Genomic DNA, 22,743 nt, shown 5'->3' with positions numbered 1-22,743 from the left:
TGCACCCCAGGCGCGTCCACCGGTTGACTCGTCACGTGACCGATCTGCGCTTCTCCGCCGACCCCGAAGACCTCGACGTCGACCGCGTGCACCGCTGGCTGAGCGAGGAGTCGTACTGGGCCCGCGGCCGTGACCGGGCGACGCAGGAGGCGATCATCGCCGGCTCCCGGAACTTCGGCGTGTACGACGCGACGACCGGCGCGCAGCTCGGCTACGCGCGCGTGATCACCGACGGCGTGACGTTCGGGTGGCTCGCCGACGTGTTCGTGGACCCCGACGCCCGGGGTCGCGGTGTCGGGGTCGCACTCGTGCGCGGCGTGACCGAGGCGGTCGAGCCGCTCGGCCTGAAGCGCTTCGCCCTGTTCACCGCGGATGCCCACGGGCTGTACGAGCGGTTCGGGTTCCGCCCGCTGCCCGATCCGGACGGCTGGATGATGCGTCCCGGGCCGGGGTTCGGCGCCGACGTGCACGACTGACGGGGCGCGGGCGCACACGCAGCGCTGCCCCTCAGTACTCGATGCGGCCCTCGCGGTTGTGGAACTCGCCCGTCGGCCCGTCGGTGCCGATCGTCGCGAGCACGACCGTGGCGTCGGTGCCCTCGGTGATCGTCTGGTGTCCGCCGAACCCGTTGAACTCCGTCGCGGTGTAGCCCGGGTCGCTCGCGTTCACCCGGAACCCGGGCAGGTTCTTCGCGTACTGCACGGTCAACGCGATCACGGCGGCCTTCGACGCCGCGTACGGCACCGCCGGCACCCCGTACTCGTCGTGTCCCGGTGTCGTCAGCCAGCGCGGGAACCCCACCCCCGACGAGACGTTCACGATGACGGGTGCCGCCGAACGTCGCAGCAGGGGCAGCGCGGCCTGGGTCACCCGGACGATGCCGGTGACGTTGGTGTCGAGCACGGTCGCCATCGCGCTCGCGTCGAGGTCGTCGACCCCGAACGAGGTGCCGAGGATACCGGCGTTGTTGACGAGGACGTCGAGCTCGGGGATCGCCGCGATCGCCGCGTCGATGCTGGCCTGGTCGGTGACGTCCAGCTGCACGACGTGGGCGCCGAGTGCGCGGGCGTCGTCGCCGTTGGCCGCGTCGCGCATGCCGGCGTACACGGTGTGGCCGGCCCCGAGCAGTCGGCGTGCGGTCTCGAGTCCGAGGCTGCGGTTGGCCCCGGTGATCAGTGTCGTTGTCATGTGCCCAGCCTGCCCCCGCCGGCCCGGCTCCCCCAGGCACGGTGCGACGGTGGGACCGGCAGTACCAGGACGGACAGGAGGCGCGGGGCGATGATGGTGGACATGAGCGAGTTCGCGAACGTGTTGCGTTCCTGGCGCGACCGGGTGCGTCCCGAGGCGGTCGGCCTGCCGGCCGGCCCCGGCAGACGGACCCCGGGTCTCCGTCGCGAGGAGCTCGCCGCGCTGGCGGGCGTGAGCGTCGACTACGTCGTCCGCCTCGAGCAGGGCCGGGCGACGAACCCGTCGCCGCAGCTGCTCGGTGCCCTCGCGACGGCGCTCCGGCTGTCGTCCGAAGAGCGGGACCACCTGTGCCGGGTGGCCGGCGTCGCCCCGCCGTCGCGTCAGGTGGTGCCGCGACACATCACGCCCGGCGTGCAGCGGCTGGTCGACCGGCTCGGCGACGTCCCGCTCGCGGTGTTCACGGCGACCCACGACATCGTGCTCTGGAACGAGTTGTGGGCCGCGGTGAACGGCGACCCCTCGCGGTACGTCGGGCTCGAGCGCAACCTGGTCTGGCGGCACTTCATGCAGGAGCGCGACGGGGTGGACTGGGACGACGAGCACCAGGAGGAGTTCTCGAGCGACCTCGCCGCCGACCTGCGGCAGGCGTTCGGCCGCTACCCGGCGGATCGCGACCTGGCGGACCTGGTCGAACGGCTGCTGCGGGAGTCCCCCGAGTTCGCCCGCCGGTGGGAGACCGGCCGGATCGCCGAGCACCGTGCGAGCCGCAAGGTCGTGCACACGCCCGTCGGGCCGGTGGAGATCGACTGCGACGTACTGAGCGTCCCCGGCGGTGACCTGCGGATCGTCGTCTACACGGTCGTGCCGGGCTCCGAGGACGCCGCGAAGCTCGACCTGCTCCGGGTCACCGGCCTGCAGGAGCTCACGCCGCGGTGAACACCAGCGACGCGTTCTGACCGCCGAACCCGAACGAGTTGTTCAACGCGGCACGGAGTGGCGCGGTCCGGGCTGCGCCGGAGACGACGTCCAGGTCCACCGCGGGGTCGAGCCGGTCGAGGTTCAGGGTCGGCGGCACGGTCCCGGTCTCGAGCGCCCGCAGGGTCAGGATCGCCTCGACCGCGCCGGCAGCGCCGAACATGTGCCCGATCGCGCTCTTCGGAGCGGTGACCAGCGCGCCCGTCCCCACCGCCCGGCTGATGGCGGCTGCCTCGCCGACGTCGCCGACCGGCGTACCGGTCGCGTGCGCGTTCACGTGGTCGACGTCGGCACCGCTGAGTCCCGCCATCCGGATCGCGGCGCGCATCGCCCGCTCCTGCTCGCTGCCGTCCGCCAGCGGTGCGGTGATGTGGTGCGCGTCCGAGGTGATCCCCCACCCGGCGAGCGTGCCGTGCGACCGCTGACCCCGGGCGGCGGCGTGGTCGGCACGTTCGAGCACGACGATGCCGGCGCCCTCGCCGAGGACGAAGCCGCGGCGGTCGGCGTCGAACGGTCGTGACAGGGTCGTGGGGTCGTCGCCGTCGGGCTTCGCGAGGGCCTGCGACTGGGCGAACGACGCCATCGTCACCGGGGTGACCGCGGCCTCGGTCCCGCCGGTGATGACGACGTCGGCCTCACCGGTGGCGATGAGTCGCGCGGCGGTGGCGATGGCCTCCGCGCCGGAAGCACATGCCGACACCGTCGTGTAGGCGCCGCCCCGCGCCCCGTACGCGATGCTGATCTGCGCGGCGGCACCGTTCGCCATGAGCATCGGCACCGTGCGCGGTGAGACCCGCCGGGCACCGGACGCACCGAGCGCGTCGTGGGCGTCGAGGAGCGTCTCCACTCCCCCGATCCCGGTGCCGATCACCACGGCGAGGCGGTCGCCCTCCACCGCGGGGGCACCGGCGTCGGCCCAGGCCTCGTCCGCGGCGACGAGCGCCAGCTGCTGACTGCGGTCCAGGCGATTGGCGCGGACCCGCCCGAGCGACCCCTCGGCGTCGAGTGCGGCATCGGCCCCGACCCGGATCGGCACCTGTTCCCAGAGTGCTCCGTCACGGTGCAGGGCTCGGACGCCGGAGCGACCGGCCACCAGGGCGTCCCAGAGCGGCGCGACGCCGTGGCCGAAGGGTGAGACCGCGCCGTAGCCGGTGATGACGATGTCCACGGGAACTCCTCTTGTACGTTGAACAAGTTGAGTTGTACCACGTACAATTCCGACATGGCAACCACGGCGGACGGCTCCGGCACGGCACGCGGCGCGGCGACACGGGCGAAGATCCTCGCCGCGACGGCCGGACTGCTCAGCGCAGGCGCTCGGAGCGTCACCGTCAGCGAGGTCGCCCGGGCCGCGGGTGTCTACCCGAACCAGATCACGCACCACTACGGCTCGAAGGACCGCCTGGTGCTCGACGCCGCGTTCGCGCTGTTCCTCCGCGACACCACGCGACTGCAGGCGGCCGGCCGTCGTGCCCGCTCGGCGGAGTCGTTCCGGCAGGTCCTCGCCCGCACCGCCCTCGCGATGCCGTCGACCCCGCTCGTGGTGCGCGCGCTCGGGGCCGCCGGGGACGACCCGGCGCAGCGAGAGCGCGTGCGGCTGCTGCTCGCCGTGCTGTTCCGGCAGTCCGAGCGCTACCTGGAGCGCGTCGTCGCCGACCAGGGATGGACGAGCCCGAGCGGCGTCGCCCGGGACGCCCGCACGTTCTGGAGCGCCGTGTTCGGTGCCACCCTGCTCGCGGACGCCGGGGTCACCGGCGGCCCCTCGGACCTCGACCTGGCGGGGACGATCTCGATCCGTTGACCGGGGCGGGCACCGCCGCCGGGGTCTCCCCCGGCGGCGCTGTCACTCGCCGAAGCCGGACCGGACCAGTTCCACCAGGGCGTCGACCGCGGACTGCGCGTCCTGCCCGGTCGCGTCGATCGACACCGTCGCACCCTTCGGCAGCGCCAGGGCCATGATCGCCAGCAGGCTCTTCGCGTCCACGCCGTTGACGTGCACGCTCGCGTCGTACTTCGCCGCCGTCTTCACGAACTCCGCGGCGGGCCGGGCGTGCAGCCCGGTCTCGTTCACCAGCTCGACCGACGCGCTGACGCGGTCGGAGCCGGCGGCGCCGTCGACGGGAGCAGCTCCGTCGGCCGGCCCCGTGCCTCCAGGCTGGTCACCGGACGGACGGGAGGCGGTGCTCGCGTCCGCCTCGGAACCCGCGGCCGACGCCGCGGCGGCCAGCACCGCGTCGGCGTCGCCGCCCGTCTGGGCGGCGACCGCAGCGGCCACCGCTCCCTCGACCAACGGGGCCTGCGACACGTGGACGCGGGCACGGACGTCGTCGTCCAGGAAGTCGAGCGCGGTGTCGGCCGTCAGGTAGGCGGAGCCGAGGTCGCACAGCACCACGACGGCGTCCGCCTGGGCGAGTTCCTCGATGCCGGCGGTGATCGCCTCGAACGAGGTGCCGATGCCGCCGTCGTCCGTGCCGCCCGCGGCGACGAGCGGCACGTCCGCGGCCATCTGCCGTGCGAGCTCGACGGTGCCCGTCGCGATCGCCGCGCTGTGCGAGACGACCAGGATGCCGACGGTCACGCTGCGTCCACCGCTGCGCGCAGGATGTACGCGGTCGACTGCGCACCGGGATCGCGGTACCCGATTGCACGGTCGCCGAGGTAGCTCGCGCGGCCCTTGTGGGCGACGAGCGGCTCGGTGTCCGCCGCACCCTGCGCGGCGGCGTCGGCTGCTGCGGTGAGCACGGCCTTCGGGTCGTCGCCGGCACCGGCAGCCGCTGCTGCTGCGTCGACCGCAGGGCTCCACGCGTCGACCATCGTCTTGTCGCCGACCGCGGCCTTGCCGCGGGACACGACCCCGTCGCGGGCGGCGGTGAGGACGGCGACGAGGGTGTCCGCGTCGAGTTCGGCCGCGTCACCGGCGGCCTGCGCCGCCTTCAGGTAGGCGGTGCCGAAGAGCGGGCCGGCCGCCCCGCCCACGGTCGAGATGAGCTTCGTCGCGACGGTCTTGAGCACGGCACCCGGGGTGTCGAAGGACCCGGAGTCGACGGCCTCGAGCACGGCCCGGAACCCGCGGTCGAGGTTCTCGCCGTGGTCGCCGTCCCCGATCTCACGGTCGAGCGTGACGAGCTCGGCGCGGTGTTCGTCGATCGTCGCGGCGGTGCGACGGACCCATTCGATGGCCCATGCGGTGTCGAGCGCCAATGCGGTTCCCTTCGTGTGTGTCCGGCCCGGTGGGGCCCGGTGTCGTGGTCCGGTGGTCGAGCGGCCGTGGTCGGTCGCGCTTGCCGTTGCAGTCGCGGTCGCGGTCGCGGCCGTGGTCGGTCAGCGTCCCCAGCGCAGGGCCGGGGTCTCCACCGGGGCGTCCCAGAGGGCCGTGAGTTCGTCGTCGAGCACCGTGACGGTGAGCGAGAACCCCTGCATCTCGAGGGACGTGACGTAGTCGCCGACCAAACTACGCGTGACCTGGTGGCCGCGGTCGGAGAGGACCTCGGCGGCGCGTCGGTAGGCGATGTAGAGCTCGGACAGCGGGGTGCCGCCCATGCCGTTCACCAGGAGCAGCAGCGACGACCCGGCCGGGGCGTCCAGGTCGGTCAGGATCGGTTCGAGTACGCGGTCGACCAGCTCGTCCGCCGGTGCCATCGCGATCCGCTCGCGGCCGGGCTCGCCGTGGATGCCGATGCCGAGCTCGACCTCGTCGTCGGCCAACACGAACGACGGCTCCCCCGCGTGCGGGACGGTGCCCGATGCCAGCGCGAGCCCCATCGACCGCGTGACGTCGTTGACGTGCCGGGCCACGGCGGCGACCGCGTCCAGGTCGTCCCCCCGCTCGGCGGCGGCGCCGGCGCACTTCTCCACCACGACGGTCCCGGCGACACCGCGACGGCCGGCGGTGAACAGGGAGTCCTGCACCGCGACGTCATCGTCCACCACGACGGACTCGACCCGGACGTCGTCCATCGCCGCGAGCTCTGCCGCCGTCTCGAAGTTGAGCACGTCGCCGGTGTAGTTCTTCACGATGTGCAGCACGCCCGCACCGCCGTCGACGGCCTTCGTCGCGGCGACGATCGGGTCGGGCGTCGGGCTCGTGAACACCGGGCCGGGCACGGCCGCGTCGAGCATGCCGTACCCGACGAAACCGGCGTGCAGCGGTTCGTGGCCGCTGCCACCGCCGCTGACGATCCCGACCTTGCCGGCGACGGGTGCGCCAGCGCGGTGCAGGTGGATCGGGTCCTCGACCAGGACGACGTGTCCGGCGTGTGCCCGGGCGAAGCCCCGGACGGTCTCCTCGACCACGGCCTGCGGGTCGTTGATGAGCTTCTTCATGCGGTGCCTCCACGGGTACGGGGTCGAACCGTGGCGGTCACACCGCGCGTCGTCGACCGGAGTGCGCCCAATCTACATCGACGGCACGGGCAGCCGTCCGCTCCCGATGCACGTTCGTGCAGTGCGGCGAGGACGCGTCACCGGCTCGGGATCGTGCTGGGGACACTCGTCCTGCACGTTCGTGCACGATGCCGCACTTCGCTCACGAATTCATCGCCCGGCCGTGAGCGTCGTCACTATGGTTGGCCTCAATCACTCAACGGGGAGTGCGGCGCAGCACGGCCGGACCCCCACCTCACGCACTGGAGGTCACCGATGGACGACATCGGCGTCAAGTTCCTGTCCGAGCTCGTCGGTACGGCGATGCTCATCATCCTGGGTGGCGGCGTCGTCGCCGCCGTCTCGCTCTCGAAGTCGAAGGGCTTCGGAGCCGGCTTCCTGATGGTCACGATCGGCTGGGGCTTCGCGGTCTTCGCCGGTGTGCTCGTGTCCTACAAGTCCGGCGGACAGCTCAACCCGGCCGTCAGCCTCGCGCAGGCGATCCTCGGCCACATCACCGTGGGCACCATGCTCATCTACTGGCTCGCCCAGATGATCGGTGCCGTCATCGGTGCGGTCATCGTCTGGCTCGCCTACAAGCAGCACTTCGACGAGGAGCCCGACGCGGCCGCCAAGCTCGGCGTCTTCTCGACCGGCCCCGCGATCCGGTCGTACGGCTGGAACCTCGTGACCGAGATCATCGGCACCTTCGTGCTCGTCTTCGTGATCCTCGCGATCACGAACGGCAAGGCACCTGCCGAACTCGGCGCCGTCCCCGTCGCCTTCCTCGTGATCGCGATCGGTGTCAGCCTCGGTGGCCCCACCGGCTACGCCATCAACCCGGCTCGTGACCTCGGCCCGCGCCTCGCGCACGCCTTCCTGCCCATCAAGGGCAAGGGCTCGAGCGACTGGGCCTACGCCTGGGTGCCCGTCGTCGGCCCCCTCGTCGGTGGCGCCCTCGCTGCCGTGCTGTCGCTCGCGCTGCTGCCCGTCGTCAACTGACCCACCCCCACCCCGAAGGCGTGGACGGCCGTTCCGCACGACCGCACACGCACCCGCACCGAACACACCCGTAAGGAGCACCAATGGCCGACTACATCGTCGCCATCGACCAGGGCACGACCTCGACCCGAGCAATCGTGTTCGACCACTCCGGTTCGATCATCTCGACCGGGCAGAAGGAACACGAGCAGATCTTCCCGCGCGCCGGGTGGGTCGAGCACGACCCCGCCGAGATCTGGGACAACACCCGCGAGGTGATCGGTCAGGCACTGTCGCGTGCCGACATCACGCGCCACGACGTCGCAGCCGTCGGCATCACCAACCAGCGCGAGACCGCCGTCGTCTGGGACAAGACCACCGGCAAGCCGATCTACAACGCGATCGTCTGGCAGGACACCCGCACGCAGGCGCTCGTCGACAAGCTCGCCGACGGCGACACCGACAAGTACAAGGCCATCGTCGGCCTGCCGCTCGCGACGTACTTCGCCGGCACCAAGATCATGTGGATCCTCGAGAACGTCGAGGGTGCTCGTGAGAAGGCCGAGGCGGGCGACCTGCTCTTCGGTACCACCGACACCTGGGTCCTCTGGAACCTGACCGGTGGCATCGACGGCGGCGTGCACAAGACCGACGTCACGAACGCGTCCCGCACGCTGTTCATGGACCTCGAGACGCTGCAGTGGCGCGACGACATCCTCGCCGACTTCGGCGTCCCCAAGTCGATGCTCCCCGAGATCGTCAGCTCGTCGGAGGTCTACGGCCACGTCGAGTCCTCGAGCCTGCTGCGCGAGGTCCCGATCGCCGGCATCCTCGGTGACCAGCAGGCCGCGACCTTCGGTCAGGCCGCGTTCGACCAGGGCGAGTCGAAGAACACCTACGGGACCGGCAACTTCCTGATCTTCAACACCGGTACCGAGATCGTCCGCTCCGAGAACGGCCTGCTCACCACCGTCGGCTACAAGCTCGGCGACCAGGAGACGCACTACGCCCTCGAGGGTTCGATCGCCGTCACGGGCTCGCTCATCCAGTGGCTCCGCGACAACCTCGGTCTGATCGGCAGCGCCCCGGAGGTCGAGGCCCTGGCCAAGACCGTCGAGGACAACGGCGGCGTGTACTTCGTGCCGGCGTTCTCCGGGCTCTTCGCGCCGTACTGGCGTCCCGACGCCCGCGGTGCGATCGTCGGCCTCACCCGCTTCGTCAACAAGGGGCACATCGCGCGTGCCGCCCTCGAGGCGACGGCGCTGCAGACCCGCGAGGTCCTCGACGCGGTCAACGCCGACTCCGGCGTGGACCTGACCGAGCTCAAGGTCGACGGCGGCATGACCGCGAACAGCGAGCTCATGCAGTTCCAGGCCGACATGCTCAACGTGCCGGTCGTCCGTCCGGTCGTCGCGGAGACGACGGCGCTCGGAGCGGCCTACGCGGCCGGTCTCGCGGTCGGCTTCTGGGCCAACCTCGACGAGCTCCGTGCCAACTGGCAGGAGGACAAGCGCTGGGAGCCCCAGCTCGACGCCGCCGAGCGCGAGCGCACGCTCCGCCTGTGGAAGAAGGCCGTCACGAAGACCTTCGACTGGGTCGACGAGGACGTGCAGTAACGACGCACGCGCACGCTGACCGCGTGCACTGAACGCACCGACGGGAGGCCCGGTGCCGGTTCCGCGAACCGGCACCGGGCCTCCTGTGTGTTGCGTCTCCTGCGCGTCGGTCGCGGGTGGTTGCCGGGGAGGTTGTCGACACGGCACGGTGCGGTCTTGTTGACCGGGTGCAGCGGTGACCGCCTGGTGCGCGCTCGTGGCGCAGCACCGAGCCGTCAGGCTCGCACCGGGTGACACACCGCGCACGGTGCGGCTCGCGCGGACGCGGCACGGGATCACGGACCGCGCACGGTGCGGACTGGAGGCGCGGGGCGGGCCCGCCACGGGCCTCCAGCCCGGCACGGGGTTGCCGACACGGCACGGTGCGAGTTTGTTCACCGGGTGCAGCGGTGACCGCCTGGTGCGCGCTCGTGGCGCAGCACCGAGCCGTCAGGCTCGCACCGGGTGCCGGACCGCACACGGTGCGCAGGGCGGCGTGGACTACGCGGCGGGAGCTGCGCCGACCCAATCAGCCAGTTTGCGCGCACCGGCGCCGGAGTCGACAGCCTCGGCGGCGACGACCAGCTGCTCGCGGAAGCGCTGCAGGATCGGCCGGTCGGACTCGTTCGGGTCCTGCGCCAGGCGGAACGAGACGAGGCCGGCCGCGGCGTTCAGCAGGACGATGTCGCGGACGGGTCCGGTCTCCCCCGCGAGCACCCGGTGGACGACGCCGGCGTTGTGCTCGGGGTCGCCGCCGAGCAGGTCCTCCGTCCGTGCCCGGGCGATGCCGAGGTCCCGCGGGTCGAGGTCGTGCTCGGTCACGCGGCCGCCCGTGACCTCCCAGATGTGGCTGTGCCCGGTGGTGGTCAGTTCGTCGAGTCCGTCGTCGCCGCGGAACACGAGGGCCGTCGCTCCGCGCGTCTGGAACACACCCGTGATGATCGGGACGAGGTCGAGCTGGGCGACCCCCACGGCGTTGGCCTCGCACCGTGCGGGGTTGACGAGCGGGCCGAGGAAGTTGAACACCGTCGGCACGCCGATCTCGCGCCGGACCGGGCCTGCGTGGGCGAAACCGGGGTGGAACGCGTTGGCGAAGGCGAAGGTCAGGCCGACACGCCGGAAGGTGTCCGCGACACGCGCGGCGTCCATCGTGAGATCGAGTCCGAGGGCGGCGAGCACGTCGCTCGAGCCGGACTTCGACGAGCTGGCCTTGTTCCCGTGCTTGACGACGGGGACCCCGGCGGCGGCGATCACGATGGCCGCCATCGTCGAGATGTTCACGGTGCCGACCACGTCGCCGCCGGTCCCGACGATGTCGAGCGCCATCGGGTCGACGTCGAGCGGAACCGCGGCGTCCAGGATCGCGTCGCGGAACCCGACGACCTCGTCGACGGTCTCGCCCTTCGCGCGGAGCGTCACGGCGAAGGCCGCGATCTGTGCCTGGGTGGCGCGCCCGTGCACGATCTCCTCCATGGCCCATGTGGATTGCCTGATCGTCAGGTCCTCGCGCGCCATGAGCGCGCTGATCACTGCTGGCCAAGAAAGTGTGTCAGGCATGGCTCGATCGTAGTGAATTCGAGAGACCCGCCAGTCTCCTGCGAAAACACTGTCGGGGGTTTCGGCCATAATGGAGGACGTGACTAGCACCTCTCTCTCCAGATCAGCCAGCGGTCCGGCCCTCAACAGGCCGAACGCCGTGGCCGTGGGGACGATCGTGTGGCTGGGCAGCGAGGTCATGTTCTTCGCCGGCCTGTTCGCGATCTACTTCACGCTCCGCAGCACGTCCCCTGAGCTCTGGGCGACCGAGACCGCGAAGCTCGAGGTGCCCTTCGCCTCCGTGAACACGATCATCCTGGTGCTGTCCAGCTTCGCCTGCCAGTTCGCCGTGTTCGCCGCGGAGCGCTTCCAGGTGCACCGGACGAGCTGGAACCCGCGCCACTGGGGCATGACGGAGTGGTTCTTCGTCACCTACGCGATGGGTGCGATCTTCGTCTGCGGCCAGATCTTCGAGTACGCCAACCTCTGGCACGAGGGCGTGACGCTCTCCTCCAGTGCCTACGGCTCGGCGTTCTACATGACCACCGGGTTCCACGGGCTCCACGTGACCGGTGGCCTCATCGCCTTCCTGCTGACGCTCGGCCGCGGTTTCGCCGCCAAGAACTTCGGCCACAAGGAAGCGACCACCGCCATCGTCGTGTCGTACTACTGGCACTTCGTCGACGTCGTGTGGATCTTCCTCTTCGCCGTCATCTACCTTCTCAAGTAGGAACTGGACACCCCCCAGCACATGTTCAACAGAACCAAGTCCAAGAAGGGCCGCCGTTCACCGATGGCGACCGTGTCGCTCATCGTCGTGGGTCTCATGACCACCGGTGGCGCGTACGCACTGTTCAGCTCCACGGCGAACGCCGACGACAGCACGAACACCGTCGCCGCCTCGAGCCAGTCGCAGGTGAACGAGGGCGAGAAGCTCTTCGCGTCGAACTGCGCCACCTGCCACGGGCTCTCCGCGCAGGGCACGAGCGAGGGTCCGTCCCTCATCGGTGTCGGCGCCGCGTCGGTCGACTTCCAGGTCGGCACCGGCCGCATGCCGATGGCCGCTCAGGGCCCGCAGGCCGAAGAGAAGCCCGCGCAGTTCACGGACGAGCAGGTCGACGCACTCGCGCAGTACGTCGCCTCCCTCGGCCCCGGCCCGTCGGTCCCCTCCACCGAGCTCACCAACGGTGAGGACGGCGACGCTGCTGAAGGCGCCGAGCTGTTCCGCATCAACTGCGCCATGTGCCACAACGTGGCCGGCGCTGGCGGTGCGCTGACCGAGGGCAAGTACGCCCCGAACCTCGAGACGGTCTCCGGCAAGCACATCTACGAGGCCATGCTCACCGGCCCGCAGAACATGCCGGTCTTCAACGACCTGAACCTGACGCCGGAGCAGAAGGCCGACATCATCACGTACCTCAAGTACGTGCAGGACAACAAGTCCCCCGGTGGCTTCGCACTCGGCTCCCTGGGGCCGGTCGCCGAGGGTCTGTTCATCTGGATCTTCGGACTCGGCGCGGTCGTCGCGATGACCGTCTGGCTGACCGCGAAGTCCAACTGATCGTCCGTGTCGAACGACACTGAAGGGAACACCATGGCAGAGCACGACGACGAGACGCTGAACTCGTCCTCGGCTGTCGAGAAGCACGGCACGACCACCTCCCCCGGGATCGCGGTCCTCCCCGTCGACCCGTTCGAGAACCCGGGCGAGCCGCCGCACCGCCCGCGTCGCACCGACGTCGACCCGAAGAAGCAGCGTCTGGCCGAGCGCCAGGTCGCCGCGTACTTCTACCTGTCGATCGTCGGCAGCGTCCTGTCGATCGCGGCGTACGTCGCCTTCCCGATCGACCCGAGCGACTTCGGGACGGTCCGCACCGCGAACCTCTTCCTGGGCCTGTCGATCGCCCTCGCGCTCCTCGCCCTCGGCCTCGGCGCCGTCTACTGGTCGAAGTCGCTCGTCGTCGACCGCGAGATCACCGAGCTCCGTCACGGCACCCGCGGCACCGACGCGACCCGCGCCAAGGCCGTCGAGGCGTTCCAGCTCGCCGACAAGGAGTCGGGCTTCAGCCGTCGCAAGCTGATCCGCAACTCGATGATCGGTGCCCTGGCCGCGTTCCCCCTCCCCGGCATCGTCCTGGTCCGCGACCTCGCTCCGGCTGAGGACCCCAACGAGCTGCTCCGCCACACCTTCTGGAAGCAGGGCCTGCGCCTGACGAAGGACCCGACGGGTCTGCCGATCAAGGCCTCCGACGTCACCATCGGTTCGGTGTTCCACGTCATCCCAGAGGGCATGCTCGAGTCCGAGCACATGCTGGAGGAGAAGGCCAAGGCCTCCGTCCTCCTCATGCGTCTCGACCCGAAGGACCTCAACCCGTCCAAGGGCCACGAGAACTGGGGCTACGACGGCATCGTCGCGTACTCCAAGATCTGCACCCACGTCGGTTGCCCCGTCGCGCTCTACGAACAGCAGACGCACCACCTGCTGTGCCCGTGCCACCAGTCCACCTTCGATGTCTCGAACAACTGCGAGGTCATCTTCGGTCCGGCAGCACGCCCCCTCCCCCAACTTCCGATCGCGATCGACGACGACGGCTACCTGGTTGCCCAGAGCGACTTCCACGAGCCGGTCGGACCGTCCTTCTGGGAGCGTGAACGCTGATGACCAGCACCACCACCACCGCACCGAACACGTCGACGAACAAGCCGGCGCCGGAGCGCGGATCCCGCATCATCGGCGGGGTCGCCAACTACATCGACGAGCGCACCAGCATCTCGGGCCTCGTCAAGGAAGTCGGCCGCAAGATCTTCCCGGACCACTGGAGCTTCATGCTCGGCGAGGTGGCGCTGTACAGCTTCGTCGTCGTGCTGCTCTCCGGGACCTTCCTGACGTTCTTCTTCCAGGCGTCCATGACCGAGGTCGTCTACAACGGCTCGTACGTCCCGCTCAAGGGCGTGGCGATGTCGACGGCCCTGCAGTCCACGCTCGACATCTCGTTCGACATCCGCGGCGGGCTCTTCGTCCGCCAGGTCCACCACTGGGCAGCCCTGCTGTTCGTGGCGTCGATCATGCTGCACATGGCCCGCGTGTTCTTCACCGGTGCCTTCCGCAAGCCGCGTGAGCTCAACTGGGTCTTCGGGTTCCTGCTCTGGGTCCTCGCCATGGCCGAGGGCTTCACCGGTTACTCGCTCCCCGACGACCTGCTCTCCGGAAACGGTCTGCGGATCATCGTCGGCATGATCGAGGGTGTCCCGGTCATCGGCGTCTGGATCGCTTACCTGCTGTTCGGTGGCGAGTTCCCGGGGACCGACATCGTCGGCCGCCTGTACACGCTGCACATCCTGCTGCTGCCGGCGATCCTCGTCGCGGTGCTCGGTGTCCACCTCGTGCTCGTCGTGATCAACAAGCACACGCAGTTCGCCGGCCCGGGCAAGACCAACGAGAACGTCGTCGGTGTCCCGATCCTCCCGGCGTTCGCCGCGAAGGCCGGTGGGTTCTTCTTCATCGTCGCGGGCATCCTGGCCCTCATCGCGTCGCTGTTCACGATCAACCCGATCTGGAACTACGGCCCGTACGACCCCTCCCCGGTGTCCGCCGGTACCCAGCCCGACTGGTACATCGGCTTCGCCGACGGTGCGCTCCGACTGGTCCCGCCGCACTGGGAGGTCGTGTGGTTCGGCTACACGGTGTCGTTCAACATCCTGGCGCCGATCGCGGTCCTGGTGCTGCTCATCCTGGCGATCCTGCTCTACCCCTTCATCGAGGCGTGGGTCACGGGCGACAAGCGTGAGCACCACATCCTCGACCGCCCGCGCAACGCCCCGACGCGCACGGCGTTCGGTGCCGCTGGCATCACGCTCTACGCCAGCCTGTGGGCAGCAGCCTCGTCGGACATCATCGCGACGCACTTCCTGGTGTCGATCGAACACGTGATCCACGTGATCCAGGCAACGACGGTCCTCGGTCCGTTCATCGCCTTCTGGATCACGAAGCGTGTCTGCCTCGCCCTCCAGAAGAAGGACCGCGAGATCGTCCTGCACGGCTACGAGTCGGGCCGCATCGTCCGACTCCCCCACGGCGAGTACATCGAGGTGCACGAGCAGCTCGACGAGTACGAGCGGTGGAAGCTCCTGCAGTTCAACGAGTACAAGCCGCTGATGATCCGCCCGAACGCCAAGGGCAAGATCACGGGTCTGCAGAAGGTCCGCGCCGGCGTCTCCCGCTTCTTCTTCGAAGACCGCATCGAGCCGGTCTCGAAGGCAGAGCTCGAGGCAGCACACGCCGCGCACCACGGCCCGAACCTCGAGGGTGGCCACCAGGCTCCCCAGGTCGGCCCCGGCGATCACTGATCGGTAGCGCACGAAGCAACCCCCGTCACGAAGTGGCGGGGGTTTCTTCGTGCACAGGGCAACACGCCGCCCCCAGTTCACGGCTGGTTCACTCTCGCGTGCTGGACTCGTCCAGGACGGTGTGGCAACGTGTTGCACCACGCATCCGCCAACGGAATGAGACCCCGATGGACAGCCGGACGGCCGAACACCCCAGGCCGAACCACTTCCTCCTCCACCTCAGCGACACGCACCTCGTCTCCGGGGGCCGCGACCTGTACGGCGATGTCGACTCCGCCGCTCGGCTCACGCAGATCGTCGCGGACATCGAAGCCTCGGGCACGCGTCCCGAAGCGATCGTCGTCACCGGCGACGTAGCCGACAAGGGCGAGCCGGGCGCGTACGCCCGTGTCCGTGAGATCCTCGAGCCGGCCGCGCAGCGCATCGGCGCACAGGTCATCTGGGCGATGGGCAACCACGACGAGCGCGGCGCCTTCCGCCAGGAGCTCTTCGGCCTGCAGCCCACCGATCGTCCGGTCGACTTCGTCTACGACGTCAACGGCCTCCGCGTGATCACCCTCGACACGAGCGTGCCGGGTCACCACCACGGTGAGGTCTCCCCCGAGCAGCTCGACTGGCTCGCCGAGGTCCTGTCCGAAGCCGCGCTGCACGGCACCATCCTCGCGATGCACCACCCGCCGGTGCCGAGCGTCCAGGACCTCACCGTCCTCGTCGAGCTCCGCGACCAACAGGCCCTGGCCGAGGTCGTCGAGGGCAGCGACGTCCTCGCCATCATCGCCGGGCACCTGCACTACTCGACCAGTGCCGTCTTCGCCGGCATCCCGGTGTCCGTCGCCAGCGCCACCTGCTACACCCAAGACCTCACGGAGTTCCAGGGCGGCACCCGCGGGCGAGACGGTGCGCAGTCGTTCAACCTCGTGCACGTCTACGGCCACAACGTCGTGCACTCGGTCGTGCCGATCGGGCACTACGCCACGGTCGGACAGCCCGTCTCCGCGCTCGAGACCGAGGCGAAGCTCGCCGCGCACGGCGTGACGATCCCTGCGGCCGTCGAGCCGGCACCGGTCACCTCGAGCATCCCGGTGTTCACGCTCGACTCGGTGCCCGTCTCCCCCGTCCACCGGTAGCGTCGCGCACTTCGAGTGCAGAAGAGGTCGGGTCCGTCATGCGGACCCGACCTCTTCTGCTCACCAAGTGTGGGCGCGGGCGCGCCCGCGGTGGCGGAGCCATCGTGAGGCGGCCGGGAGGCCCGTGGCGGGGCCGACTCGCGCCTCCCGGCCCGCGGGCTGGTCACGACTCACCGCGTGTGCTGTGTCGCGTGGTCATGTTCTGTTGGTTGCAGAAGGCGGAGGCGACGGGTTGCGACCGTTCGGCGTGGGGGTGGCGGGGGGTCGTGACCGGTCGGCGTGCGGTGGCGTGCGAACCAGCTGGCTGGGTTCCGGCGCCGGGCTCGCAGGCTCGCCCGGATCGCCCCAGCAGGCCGCTGGCGCGTCCTGAGCGCTGGGGCGCTCCCAGCAGGCCGCTGGCGCGTCCTGAGCGCTGGGGCGCTCCCAGCAGGCCGCTGGCGCGTCCTAAGCGCTGGGGCGCTCCCACGGCGCGGGGAACGGGAAGTAGCGCTCCAGGAAGCCCGTGACGCGCTGCGTGCGCTCTTCGTCGCTGACCTCCGGGAAGCTGCCGTCGTTCAGGCAGAAGAAGTCCACGTTCCGCTTCTTCAGCAGCTCGTCGAGGGCCTTGAGTCCGGAGACCATGGTCGTGTCGATGTACCCGACGGCCGCGTTCTCCTGGATGATCGCCCGACCGGTGAGCAGCGAGTAGTAGTGGTACAGCGAGTTCGTCACCGAGATGTTGTCGGCGGCGCGGAAGCGGGATGCCGCAGTGGCCGCGAACTCGTCGGCGAACTCGTGCTCCATCTCGGTCATGATCGAGGCGCGCAGGGGCGTCGGCGCGTGCTCGAGGTGCCGCGTCGTCACCGCACCGAAGCGCTGCTGCAGCAGGCGACGGTTCACGCGGGCGGAGTTCTCGAAACCGCTCCGTGCCGGGTTGTTGGAGCCGAGGCCGATCCGGGTCGACGCGAGGATGAACTTCGTGACCGAACCCGGGCTGTAGAACACCGACGGGTCGACGAGGCGCCCGAAGAACATGTCGTCGTTCGAGTAGATGAAGTGCTCGCTGATGCCCGGGATGTGGTGCAGCTGCGACTCGACGGCCTGCGAGTTGTGCGTCGGCAGCACGGACGGGTCGGCGAAGAACTCCTCGCTGCGGACGATGCGGACCTTCGGGTGCTCGGCGAGCCAGTGCGGCGCCGGGGAGTCCGTCGCGATGTAGATCTGGCGGATCCACGGCGCGAAGGTGTGCACCGAGCGGAGCGCGTACTTCAGCTCGTCGATCTGGCGGAAGCGGGCCGGGGCGTCGTCGCCCTCGCCCAGGACCGCGTTCGACTGTGCGGCCTGGCGGGCGCGCTGGTACTCGATGGCGTTGCCGTCGACCCACGAGAAGACGATGTCGATCGGGAACCGGATGTCCGACACATGATCGTCGAACATGTGCTCGACGGTGCGCCAGGTGCGGCCGTAGCGCTCGATGTCGACGAGGACGAACTCGTCGATCGGTAGACTGCGACGCATCAGGGCGTTCTCGACAGGTGCGAGGACCTCGATGTCGGTGACGCGCCAGAACTCGAGCTGGACGCTCGTCTCTGCGCCGTAGCGCAGGCGTCCGAGCGGCTCGAGCCGCGGGCGGAACACGCGGAGCACGGGTTCTTCGACGGAGCCGAGTCCGTCGTCCTGCACGAGCACGGCCGGCTTGCCCGGGGGCTTCGCGTAGAAGGGCTCGTTGACGGCCGCGGACATCACGGCGCTCTCGGCGCGCTGACGGTCACGCTCGTCGAGGGCGATCACCGGCCGCTGGTCGTTGCCGCGGATGAGCAGGTGGTCGACGTCAGCCGCGGTGAGTGCGTCGTCGAGGAACAGCAGGTCCTCGATCATCGACTGCTGCGGCGTGAGGTGTCCGTTGATCAGGGTCAGTCGCCCCTTGCGGACGACGACGTCGGATCGGTCGAGACCGCCGGAGGACGGTCGAGGGTTCAGCAGAGGACTCTCGGTCACCGGCTCGGTCTCGTCGTTCATCCATGCCCTTCGGGTGTGCGGCCGGGTCCTGTACCCGACCTGCCGATCCTACCGTCCGTCCGACTCGCGGGGCACCTTGACCACGATGCCCACCACGATGAACAGCGCGGCGGCCACCAGCTGCAGTGCCGCCCACACCTGTCCGGGGATCGGCACCGTGACGAGCGGGTTCCAGCAGACGGCGACGGCGGCCATGAGCAGGGCGGCCCACCAGACCTTGCCGCGCACGCTGAAGACCAGCACGATCAACGCGAGCACCGTGACGCCCCAGCGGGCGAAGACGAAGCCCGACGAGTCGACGATGGCGACACAGGCCAGCAGCACGATCGCCGCGATCATCGACGGCGCCAGCGCGGGCCGGGTGAAGGGCGGCGTGGCACGGGTACCGCTGGCCGGTGCGGTGGCTGCGGGTCGCGGTGCCCCTGCGGGTCGCGGTGCCCCTGCGGGTCGCGGGGACCCTGCGGGCACGCCGTGCTGGGACGACCCCACCGGGGGCCGCCCCTTGCGTGCGGCCATCAGTCCGCGGAGCCGTCGAGGTCGATCGCCTGGATCGACCGCGACATCGGCGGCAGGTCGCGGACGCGCTCGAGCGCCGGCACCAGCTCACCGACCAGCGCGCGGTAGCCGTCTTCGGTCAGGTGCAGGCCGTCCTCGGTGAAGCGGGCGTCCAGGTGGTCGCCGTCGGCCAGGGCGGGCCAGGCGTCGAGGTACTGCGCGTGGCACGTGGCGACGAACTGGCGGAGGTGCCGGTTGGCCTGCTCGATCTTCGTCGCGTACTCGGCCTGCCGGGGCAGGATCGACACGAGCAGCAGGCGCACGCCCGGCAGCTCGCGGCGGAGCGTGACCAGGATGGTCTCGACGTTGCGGACCACGTGCTCGGCGCTCGCGCGGTGGTTGCCGAAGTCGTTCGTGCCGATGAGCAGCACGATCACCTCGGGCTGTTCGGCGACGACGGCGTCGAGGCGCGTCAGCACGCCGTCGGTCGTGTCGCCACCGATGCCCTGGTTCAGCGTGTGCTCGTCGGGGAGCCAGGTGTCCCAGTCGCCCTGTTCGGTGATGCTGTCCCCCAGGAAGAGGACGGGGCTGCGGTCGTCGGTCATGCTGCCTCCTCGTGCGCCGGCTCGGGGGTCCCGGTCTGCTGCGTCCGGTTGCGCTGCGTGGACTCGGTGTGGTCGGACTCCCGCTCGGCGGCGGCGGTGATGCGCTCGACCATACCGGGGAAGATGACGCCGTGGAACGGCAGGATGCCGTACCAGTACAGCCGCCCGGCCAAGCCCTGCGGGAAGTAGATCGCCCGCTGGTGGTAGTCGCTGCCGCCGTCGGGGTTCGGTGTGACGGTCATCTCGAGCCACGCACGACCGGGTGACTTGAACTCGGCGCGGAGCCGCAGGTACCGGCCGCGCTCCAGCCGTTCGACGCGCCACCAGTCGAGCGCGTCGCCCTGCTCCAGACGCTGCTGGTCACGCCGGCCGCGGTTCAGGCCGACGCCGCCGGCGATCTTGTCCATCCAGCCGCGGGCGACCCAGGCGAGCGGGAACGAGTACCAGCCGTTGTCGCCGCCGATCGACTCGACGACGCGCCAGACGTCCTCGGCGGAAGCACTGGAGTGCCGCTTCCGGTCGTCGACGTAGACCGTGTGCCCGGCCCAGTCGGGGTCGTTCGGCATCGGGTCGGCCGAGGCGCTCGAGAGCGTCGCGCTGCGCCAGCTCGTCTGGACCTGACCGCTGCGCATCTTGTTGAGCGCGAGGCGGACGGCCCGACGGTACGAGGTGAGCCCGCCCTCGGGCTGCGGCACGACGTCGTCGATGTCGTGCTCGCGCTGCACGCACTCGAACTGCAGCGACTCGATGATCGGCGTCGCGAGCTTGCGCGGGATCGGGGTGACGGCGTTGAACCAGTGCGCGGCGAGGCGCGGGGTGAGCACCGGCAGGACCGTGATCGGGCGCTGGGGCAGCTTCGCCTCGACCGCGTAGCCGTTCAGCATCTGGCCGTACCGCAGGACGTCGGGGCCGCCGATGTCGAAGGTGCGGTTGACGTCGGCGGGGACGTCGAGCGCGGCGACCAGGTAGTACAGGACGTCGCGGACCGCGATCGGCTGGATGTGGTTGCGGACCCAGCGCGGCGCGGGCATCCACGGCAGGACGTCGGTCAGGTGCCGGATCATCTCGAACGAGGTGCTGCCCGAGCCGATCACGACCCCGGCCTGGTACGCCACCGTCGGCACGCCCGAGCCGAGGAGGATCTCCCCCACCTCCTTGCGGCTGCGGAGGTGCTTGGACAGCTCGCCGTCCGGGTGCAGCCCGCCCAGGTAGACGAACCGGCTGACGCCGGCCGCCTTCGCCTCGCGCGCCATGGTCTCGGCGGCCTCGCGCTCGGCCGACTCGAAGTCGCCGTCGGCCCCCATCGCGTGGGCCAGGTAGTAGACCGCCTCGATCCCGTCGACGGCGGCGCGTACCGCCTCGGCGTCCTGGAGGTCGCCCTCCGCGACGTCGACCTCACTGCTCCAGGGGACGTCCTGGAGCTTCCGGGGGTTGCGCACGAACACCCGGACGGAGTGGCCGGCTTCGAGGAGACGAGGGACGAGACGACCACCGATGTACCCGGTGGCGCCGGTGACGAGGACCTGCATGCCCTGCACGCTACGCGGCACGCCTGACGGGTAGGCTTGCCGGGTGGACAACGCAGCCTTCCCCGTCACCGTCGATGCCGTCCGTGGCCTCATCGACCACGCGATCCTGAAGCCCGAACTCACCCGCGCGGACGTCGACGCCCAGCTCGACGAAGCCGCCGCCCACCGCGTCTTCAGCGTCTGCGTCCGTCCGAGCGACGTCGCCCACGCCGTCGAGCGCCTCACGGGCACCGGAGTCGGCGTCGGCACCGTGATCGGCTTCCCGCACGGCACCACGTCCACCGCCGCGAAGGTCGCCGAGTCGCTGCAGGCCCTGGCCGACGGCGCGTTCGAGCTCGACATGGTGCAGAACATCGGCGCCGCGAAGTCGGGCGACTGGCAGCGCGTCGAGCAGGACGTCCGTGCGGTCGTCGACGCCGCGGGCGACACCGTGGTCAAGGTGATCCTCGAGACCGCGTTCCTGACCGATGACGAGATCGTCGCGGCGGCGCGTGCGGCACAGACCGCCGGCGCCGCCTTCGTGAAGACCTCGACCGGGTTCGCCGGCGGTGGCGCGACGGCCGAGCACATCGCCCTCATGCGCCGCACGGTCGGTGCCGACACCGGCGTGAAGGCCTCCGGCGGCGTCCGTGGCCTCGACACCCTGCTCGAGATGGTCGAGGCGGGCGCCGACCGCATCGGCACGAGCGCCTCGGCCCGCATCCTCGACGAGGTCGCGCACCGCGCCGAGACGGGCGCCGCGTCGGCGCTCGGCGACGACACGACGTCTTACTGAACCCACGGGGCTGAGCCGACGGGGCTGAGCCCACCCGGCTGAGCCAGCCCAGCTGAGCCAGCCCACGCACCCAGCACGACCCACCACGACCAGGCCGGTGCCCACCGGACGCGACGACGCTTCGGCGAACCGCACCGTGCCTCCAGACCGCCGCATCGGAGCGCGCATGTCCAGCACCGCACCCCAGTCCCCCGCCCTCGCCCTGGCCGTCGACCTCGGCGGCACGAAGGTCGAGGCCGCGCTCGTCACCGACCAGGGCGTCGTGCTGCCGGCGACCCGGTTCCGCAGCCCCACCGGGCCGCAGCGCACCTCGGACGAGCTGCAGGCCGCCGTCGACGAGGTCGTCACGGCCGCGCTCGGCGCGCTGCCCGCCGACGCGACGCTCGTCGGCGTCGGCGTCGGTTCCGCCGGCCCGGTCGACGAGGAGCACGGCCTCGTCTCCCCGCTCAACATGCCGGTCTGGCGTGGTCACCCGCTGCGCGACCGGATCGCGGCGCTCGTGCCGGACGACGTCCCGGTGACGCTCCGCATGGACGGCCTGGCGATCACCCTCGCCGAGCACTGGGTCGGCGCGGCCCAGGGCTACGAGCACGTCATGGGCATGATCGTCTCCACGGGTGTCGGCGGTGGGCTGATCCTGCACGGTCGCACCGTCAGCGGACCGACGGGCAACGCCGGCCACATCGGCCACGTCGAGTGCGGCGGCTACGACGACCCCTGCGCCTGCGGCGGCACCGGTTGCCTCGAGGCGATCGCCAGCGGCCCGAAGACCGTGGCCTGGGCACGTCGTCAGGGCTTCGCGGGCACGACCGGCGAGGAGCTCTCGGCCGCGTACGCCGCCGGTGACGAGATCGCCGTCGCAGCGATCCAGCGGAGCGGCCGTGCCCTCGGGCAGGCCATCGCCGCCGCCACGAGCCTGGTCGACCTCGAGATCGTCGCCATCGGCGGCGGGTTCTCGCACGTCACCCCGGACCTGTTCGAGTACGCCCGGCAGGCCGTGGCGGAGCGCGTCGAGTTCGGCTTCGTCACGAAGGTGCAGATCGTGCCGACCGGGTTGTCCCAGGACGGTCCGCTGATCGGTGCCGCGGCGCTCGTGCACCGCGCCGACGTCCTGCGCTGAGCACGCGCGTCGCGCCCGATCCGGGGTGCGGCCGTCAGTGGGCTGCGTCGTCGACGCGGCCCACGCCGTGGACGTGACCGGCGACGGCCTGGAGGCGCGGTGCGGGGCCG

22 protein-coding genes are annotated in these 22,743 nt (G+C 70.6%); 12 read left to right on the top strand and 10 right to left on the bottom strand.

What is annotated here, in order from left to right:
• Positions 1 to 35: 35 nt before the first annotated feature.
• A complete protein-coding gene (locus DEI96_RS09525) occupies positions 36 to 476 on the top strand; it encodes a GNAT family N-acetyltransferase (protein ID WP_111024417.1) in 441 nt (146 codons plus the stop codon).
• A gap of 31 nt (positions 477 to 507) precedes the next feature.
• Here the strand turns inward: DEI96_RS09525 and DEI96_RS09520 are convergent, their stop codons facing one another.
• Positions 508 to 1,188 (bottom strand): SDR family NAD(P)-dependent oxidoreductase, encoded by a 681-nt coding sequence (locus tag DEI96_RS09520; RefSeq protein ID WP_111024416.1) that lies wholly within the window; start codon positions 1,186 to 1,188, stop codon positions 508 to 510.
• Positions 1,189 to 1,290: 102 nt separating this feature from the next.
• On the opposite strand from DEI96_RS09520, the gene DEI96_RS09515 reads away from it, so the two are divergent.
• Positions 1,291 to 2,124 (top strand): helix-turn-helix domain-containing protein, encoded by an 834-nt coding sequence (locus DEI96_RS09515; protein ID WP_164941110.1) that lies wholly within the window; start codon positions 1,291 to 1,293, stop codon positions 2,122 to 2,124.
• On the opposite strand, the gene DEI96_RS09510 is transcribed toward DEI96_RS09515, so the two are convergent.
• Complete coding sequence (locus DEI96_RS09510; RefSeq protein ID WP_111024414.1) at positions 2,111 to 3,331, bottom strand: beta-ketoacyl-[acyl-carrier-protein] synthase family protein; 1,221 nt, start codon at positions 3,329 to 3,331, stop codon at positions 2,111 to 2,113. The genes DEI96_RS09515 and DEI96_RS09510 overlap by 14 nt on opposite strands.
• Before the next feature lie 54 nt (positions 3,332 to 3,385).
• Here DEI96_RS09510 and DEI96_RS09505 point away from each other — a divergent pair, with 54 nt between their 5' ends.
• A complete protein-coding gene (locus tag DEI96_RS09505; RefSeq protein WP_111024413.1) occupies positions 3,386 to 3,964 on the top strand; it encodes a TetR/AcrR family transcriptional regulator C-terminal domain-containing protein in 579 nt (192 codons plus the stop codon).
• A gap of 42 nt (positions 3,965 to 4,006) precedes the next feature.
• On the opposite strand, the gene dhaM is transcribed toward DEI96_RS09505, so the two are convergent.
• The 3 genes from dhaM to dhaK all read right to left on the bottom strand — a co-directional run bounded on the left by dhaM (position 4,007) and on the right by dhaK (position 6,486).
• Positions 4,007 to 4,741, bottom strand: coding sequence for a dihydroxyacetone kinase phosphoryl donor subunit DhaM (gene dhaM / locus DEI96_RS09500; protein WP_111024412.1), 735 nt, complete (start codon positions 4,739 to 4,741; stop codon positions 4,007 to 4,009).
• A complete protein-coding gene (gene dhaL, locus DEI96_RS09495) occupies positions 4,738 to 5,364 on the bottom strand; it encodes a dihydroxyacetone kinase subunit DhaL (protein ID WP_111024411.1) in 627 nt (208 codons plus the stop codon). Before dhaL ends, dhaM begins: the two co-directional genes overlap by 4 nt.
• Before the next feature lie 120 nt (positions 5,365 to 5,484).
• Positions 5,485 to 6,486 (bottom strand): dihydroxyacetone kinase subunit DhaK, encoded by a 1,002-nt coding sequence (gene dhaK / locus DEI96_RS09490; RefSeq protein WP_111024410.1) that lies wholly within the window; start codon positions 6,484 to 6,486, stop codon positions 5,485 to 5,487.
• 315 nt (positions 6,487 to 6,801) lie between these two features.
• On the opposite strand from dhaK, the gene DEI96_RS09485 reads away from it, so the two are divergent.
• Positions 6,802 to 7,527 (top strand): MIP/aquaporin family protein, encoded by a 726-nt coding sequence (locus DEI96_RS09485; protein WP_111024409.1) that lies wholly within the window; start codon positions 6,802 to 6,804, stop codon positions 7,525 to 7,527.
• Positions 7,528 to 7,610: 83 nt separating this feature from the next.
• Positions 7,611 to 9,122, top strand: a complete 1,512-nt coding sequence (gene glpK / locus DEI96_RS09480) for a glycerol kinase GlpK (RefSeq protein ID WP_071403832.1) — start codon at positions 7,611 to 7,613, stop codon at positions 9,120 to 9,122.
• A 480-nt stretch (positions 9,123 to 9,602) separates the two neighbouring features.
• On the opposite strand, the gene trpD is transcribed toward glpK, so the two are convergent.
• Positions 9,603 to 10,658, bottom strand: coding sequence for an anthranilate phosphoribosyltransferase (gene trpD, locus DEI96_RS09475; RefSeq protein ID WP_111024408.1), 1,056 nt, complete (start codon positions 10,656 to 10,658; stop codon positions 9,603 to 9,605).
• 70 nt (positions 10,659 to 10,728) lie between these two features.
• On the opposite strand from trpD, the gene ctaE reads away from it, so the two are divergent.
• The 5 genes from ctaE to DEI96_RS09450 all read left to right on the top strand — a co-directional run bounded on the left by ctaE (position 10,729) and on the right by DEI96_RS09450 (position 16,111).
• Positions 10,729 to 11,367 carry an aa3-type cytochrome oxidase subunit III gene (gene ctaE / locus DEI96_RS09470; protein ID WP_027465617.1) on the top strand — a complete coding sequence of 213 codons (639 nt, stop codon included), beginning with the start codon at positions 10,729 to 10,731 and terminating at the stop codon, positions 11,365 to 11,367.
• 21 nt (positions 11,368 to 11,388) lie between these two features.
• Positions 11,389 to 12,198, top strand: coding sequence for a cytochrome bc1 complex diheme cytochrome c subunit (gene qcrC, locus DEI96_RS09465; protein ID WP_071403834.1), 810 nt, complete (start codon positions 11,389 to 11,391; stop codon positions 12,196 to 12,198).
• 33 nt (positions 12,199 to 12,231) lie between these two features.
• Entirely contained in the window at positions 12,232 to 13,296 is a 1,065-nt protein-coding gene (qcrA, locus tag DEI96_RS09460; RefSeq protein WP_027465615.1) for a cytochrome bc1 complex Rieske iron-sulfur subunit, read from the top strand.
• Entirely contained in the window at positions 13,296 to 14,984 is a 1,689-nt protein-coding gene (gene qcrB, locus DEI96_RS09455; RefSeq protein ID WP_071403835.1) for a cytochrome bc1 complex cytochrome b subunit, read from the top strand. The genes qcrA and qcrB overlap by 1 nt, the downstream gene beginning before the upstream one ends.
• 167 nt (positions 14,985 to 15,151) lie before the next feature.
• Positions 15,152 to 16,111 (top strand): phosphodiesterase, encoded by a 960-nt coding sequence (locus DEI96_RS09450; RefSeq protein WP_111024407.1) that lies wholly within the window; start codon positions 15,152 to 15,154, stop codon positions 16,109 to 16,111.
• A gap of 444 nt (positions 16,112 to 16,555) precedes the next feature.
• Here the strand turns inward: DEI96_RS09450 and DEI96_RS09445 are convergent, their stop codons facing one another.
• The 4 genes from DEI96_RS09445 to DEI96_RS09430 all read right to left on the bottom strand — a co-directional run bounded on the left by DEI96_RS09445 (position 16,556) and on the right by DEI96_RS09430 (position 20,738).
• On the bottom strand, positions 16,556 to 18,109 hold the full coding sequence (locus DEI96_RS09445) for a stealth family protein (RefSeq protein ID WP_071403837.1): 1,554 nt from the start codon (positions 18,107 to 18,109) through the stop codon (positions 16,556 to 16,558).
• 48 nt (positions 18,110 to 18,157) lie between these two features.
• Complete coding sequence (locus DEI96_RS09440; protein ID WP_051596789.1) at positions 18,158 to 18,448, bottom strand: DUF6804 family protein; 291 nt, start codon at positions 18,446 to 18,448, stop codon at positions 18,158 to 18,160.
• Positions 18,449 to 18,624: 176 nt separating this feature from the next.
• On the bottom strand, positions 18,625 to 19,209 hold the full coding sequence (locus DEI96_RS09435) for a GDSL-type esterase/lipase family protein (protein ID WP_071403838.1): 585 nt from the start codon (positions 19,207 to 19,209) through the stop codon (positions 18,625 to 18,627).
• Positions 19,206 to 20,738, bottom strand: coding sequence for an SDR family oxidoreductase (locus DEI96_RS09430; RefSeq protein ID WP_175330830.1), 1,533 nt, complete (start codon positions 20,736 to 20,738; stop codon positions 19,206 to 19,208). Before DEI96_RS09430 ends, DEI96_RS09435 begins: the two co-directional genes overlap by 4 nt.
• A gap of 43 nt (positions 20,739 to 20,781) precedes the next feature.
• Between DEI96_RS09430 and deoC the strand changes: the two genes are divergently transcribed.
• Positions 20,782 to 21,513 carry a deoxyribose-phosphate aldolase gene (gene deoC, locus DEI96_RS09425; RefSeq protein ID WP_111024404.1) on the top strand — a complete coding sequence of 244 codons (732 nt, stop codon included), beginning with the start codon at positions 20,782 to 20,784 and terminating at the stop codon, positions 21,511 to 21,513.
• 166 nt (positions 21,514 to 21,679) lie between these two features.
• Positions 21,680 to 22,633 (top strand): ROK family protein, encoded by a 954-nt coding sequence (locus DEI96_RS09420; protein WP_111024429.1) that lies wholly within the window; start codon positions 21,680 to 21,682, stop codon positions 22,631 to 22,633.
• The last annotated feature ends 110 nt before the right edge of the window (positions 22,634 to 22,743 follow it).

The sequence above is a fragment of the Curtobacterium sp. MCLR17_031 genome (genome assembly GCF_003234775.2).
GTDB classification, from domain to species: Bacteria; Actinomycetota; Actinomycetes; order Actinomycetales; family Microbacteriaceae; genus Curtobacterium; species Curtobacterium flaccumfaciens.
The sequence above is the reverse complement of the archived record's forward strand: the minus strand, read 5'-3'. Positions and strand labels throughout refer to the sequence as shown.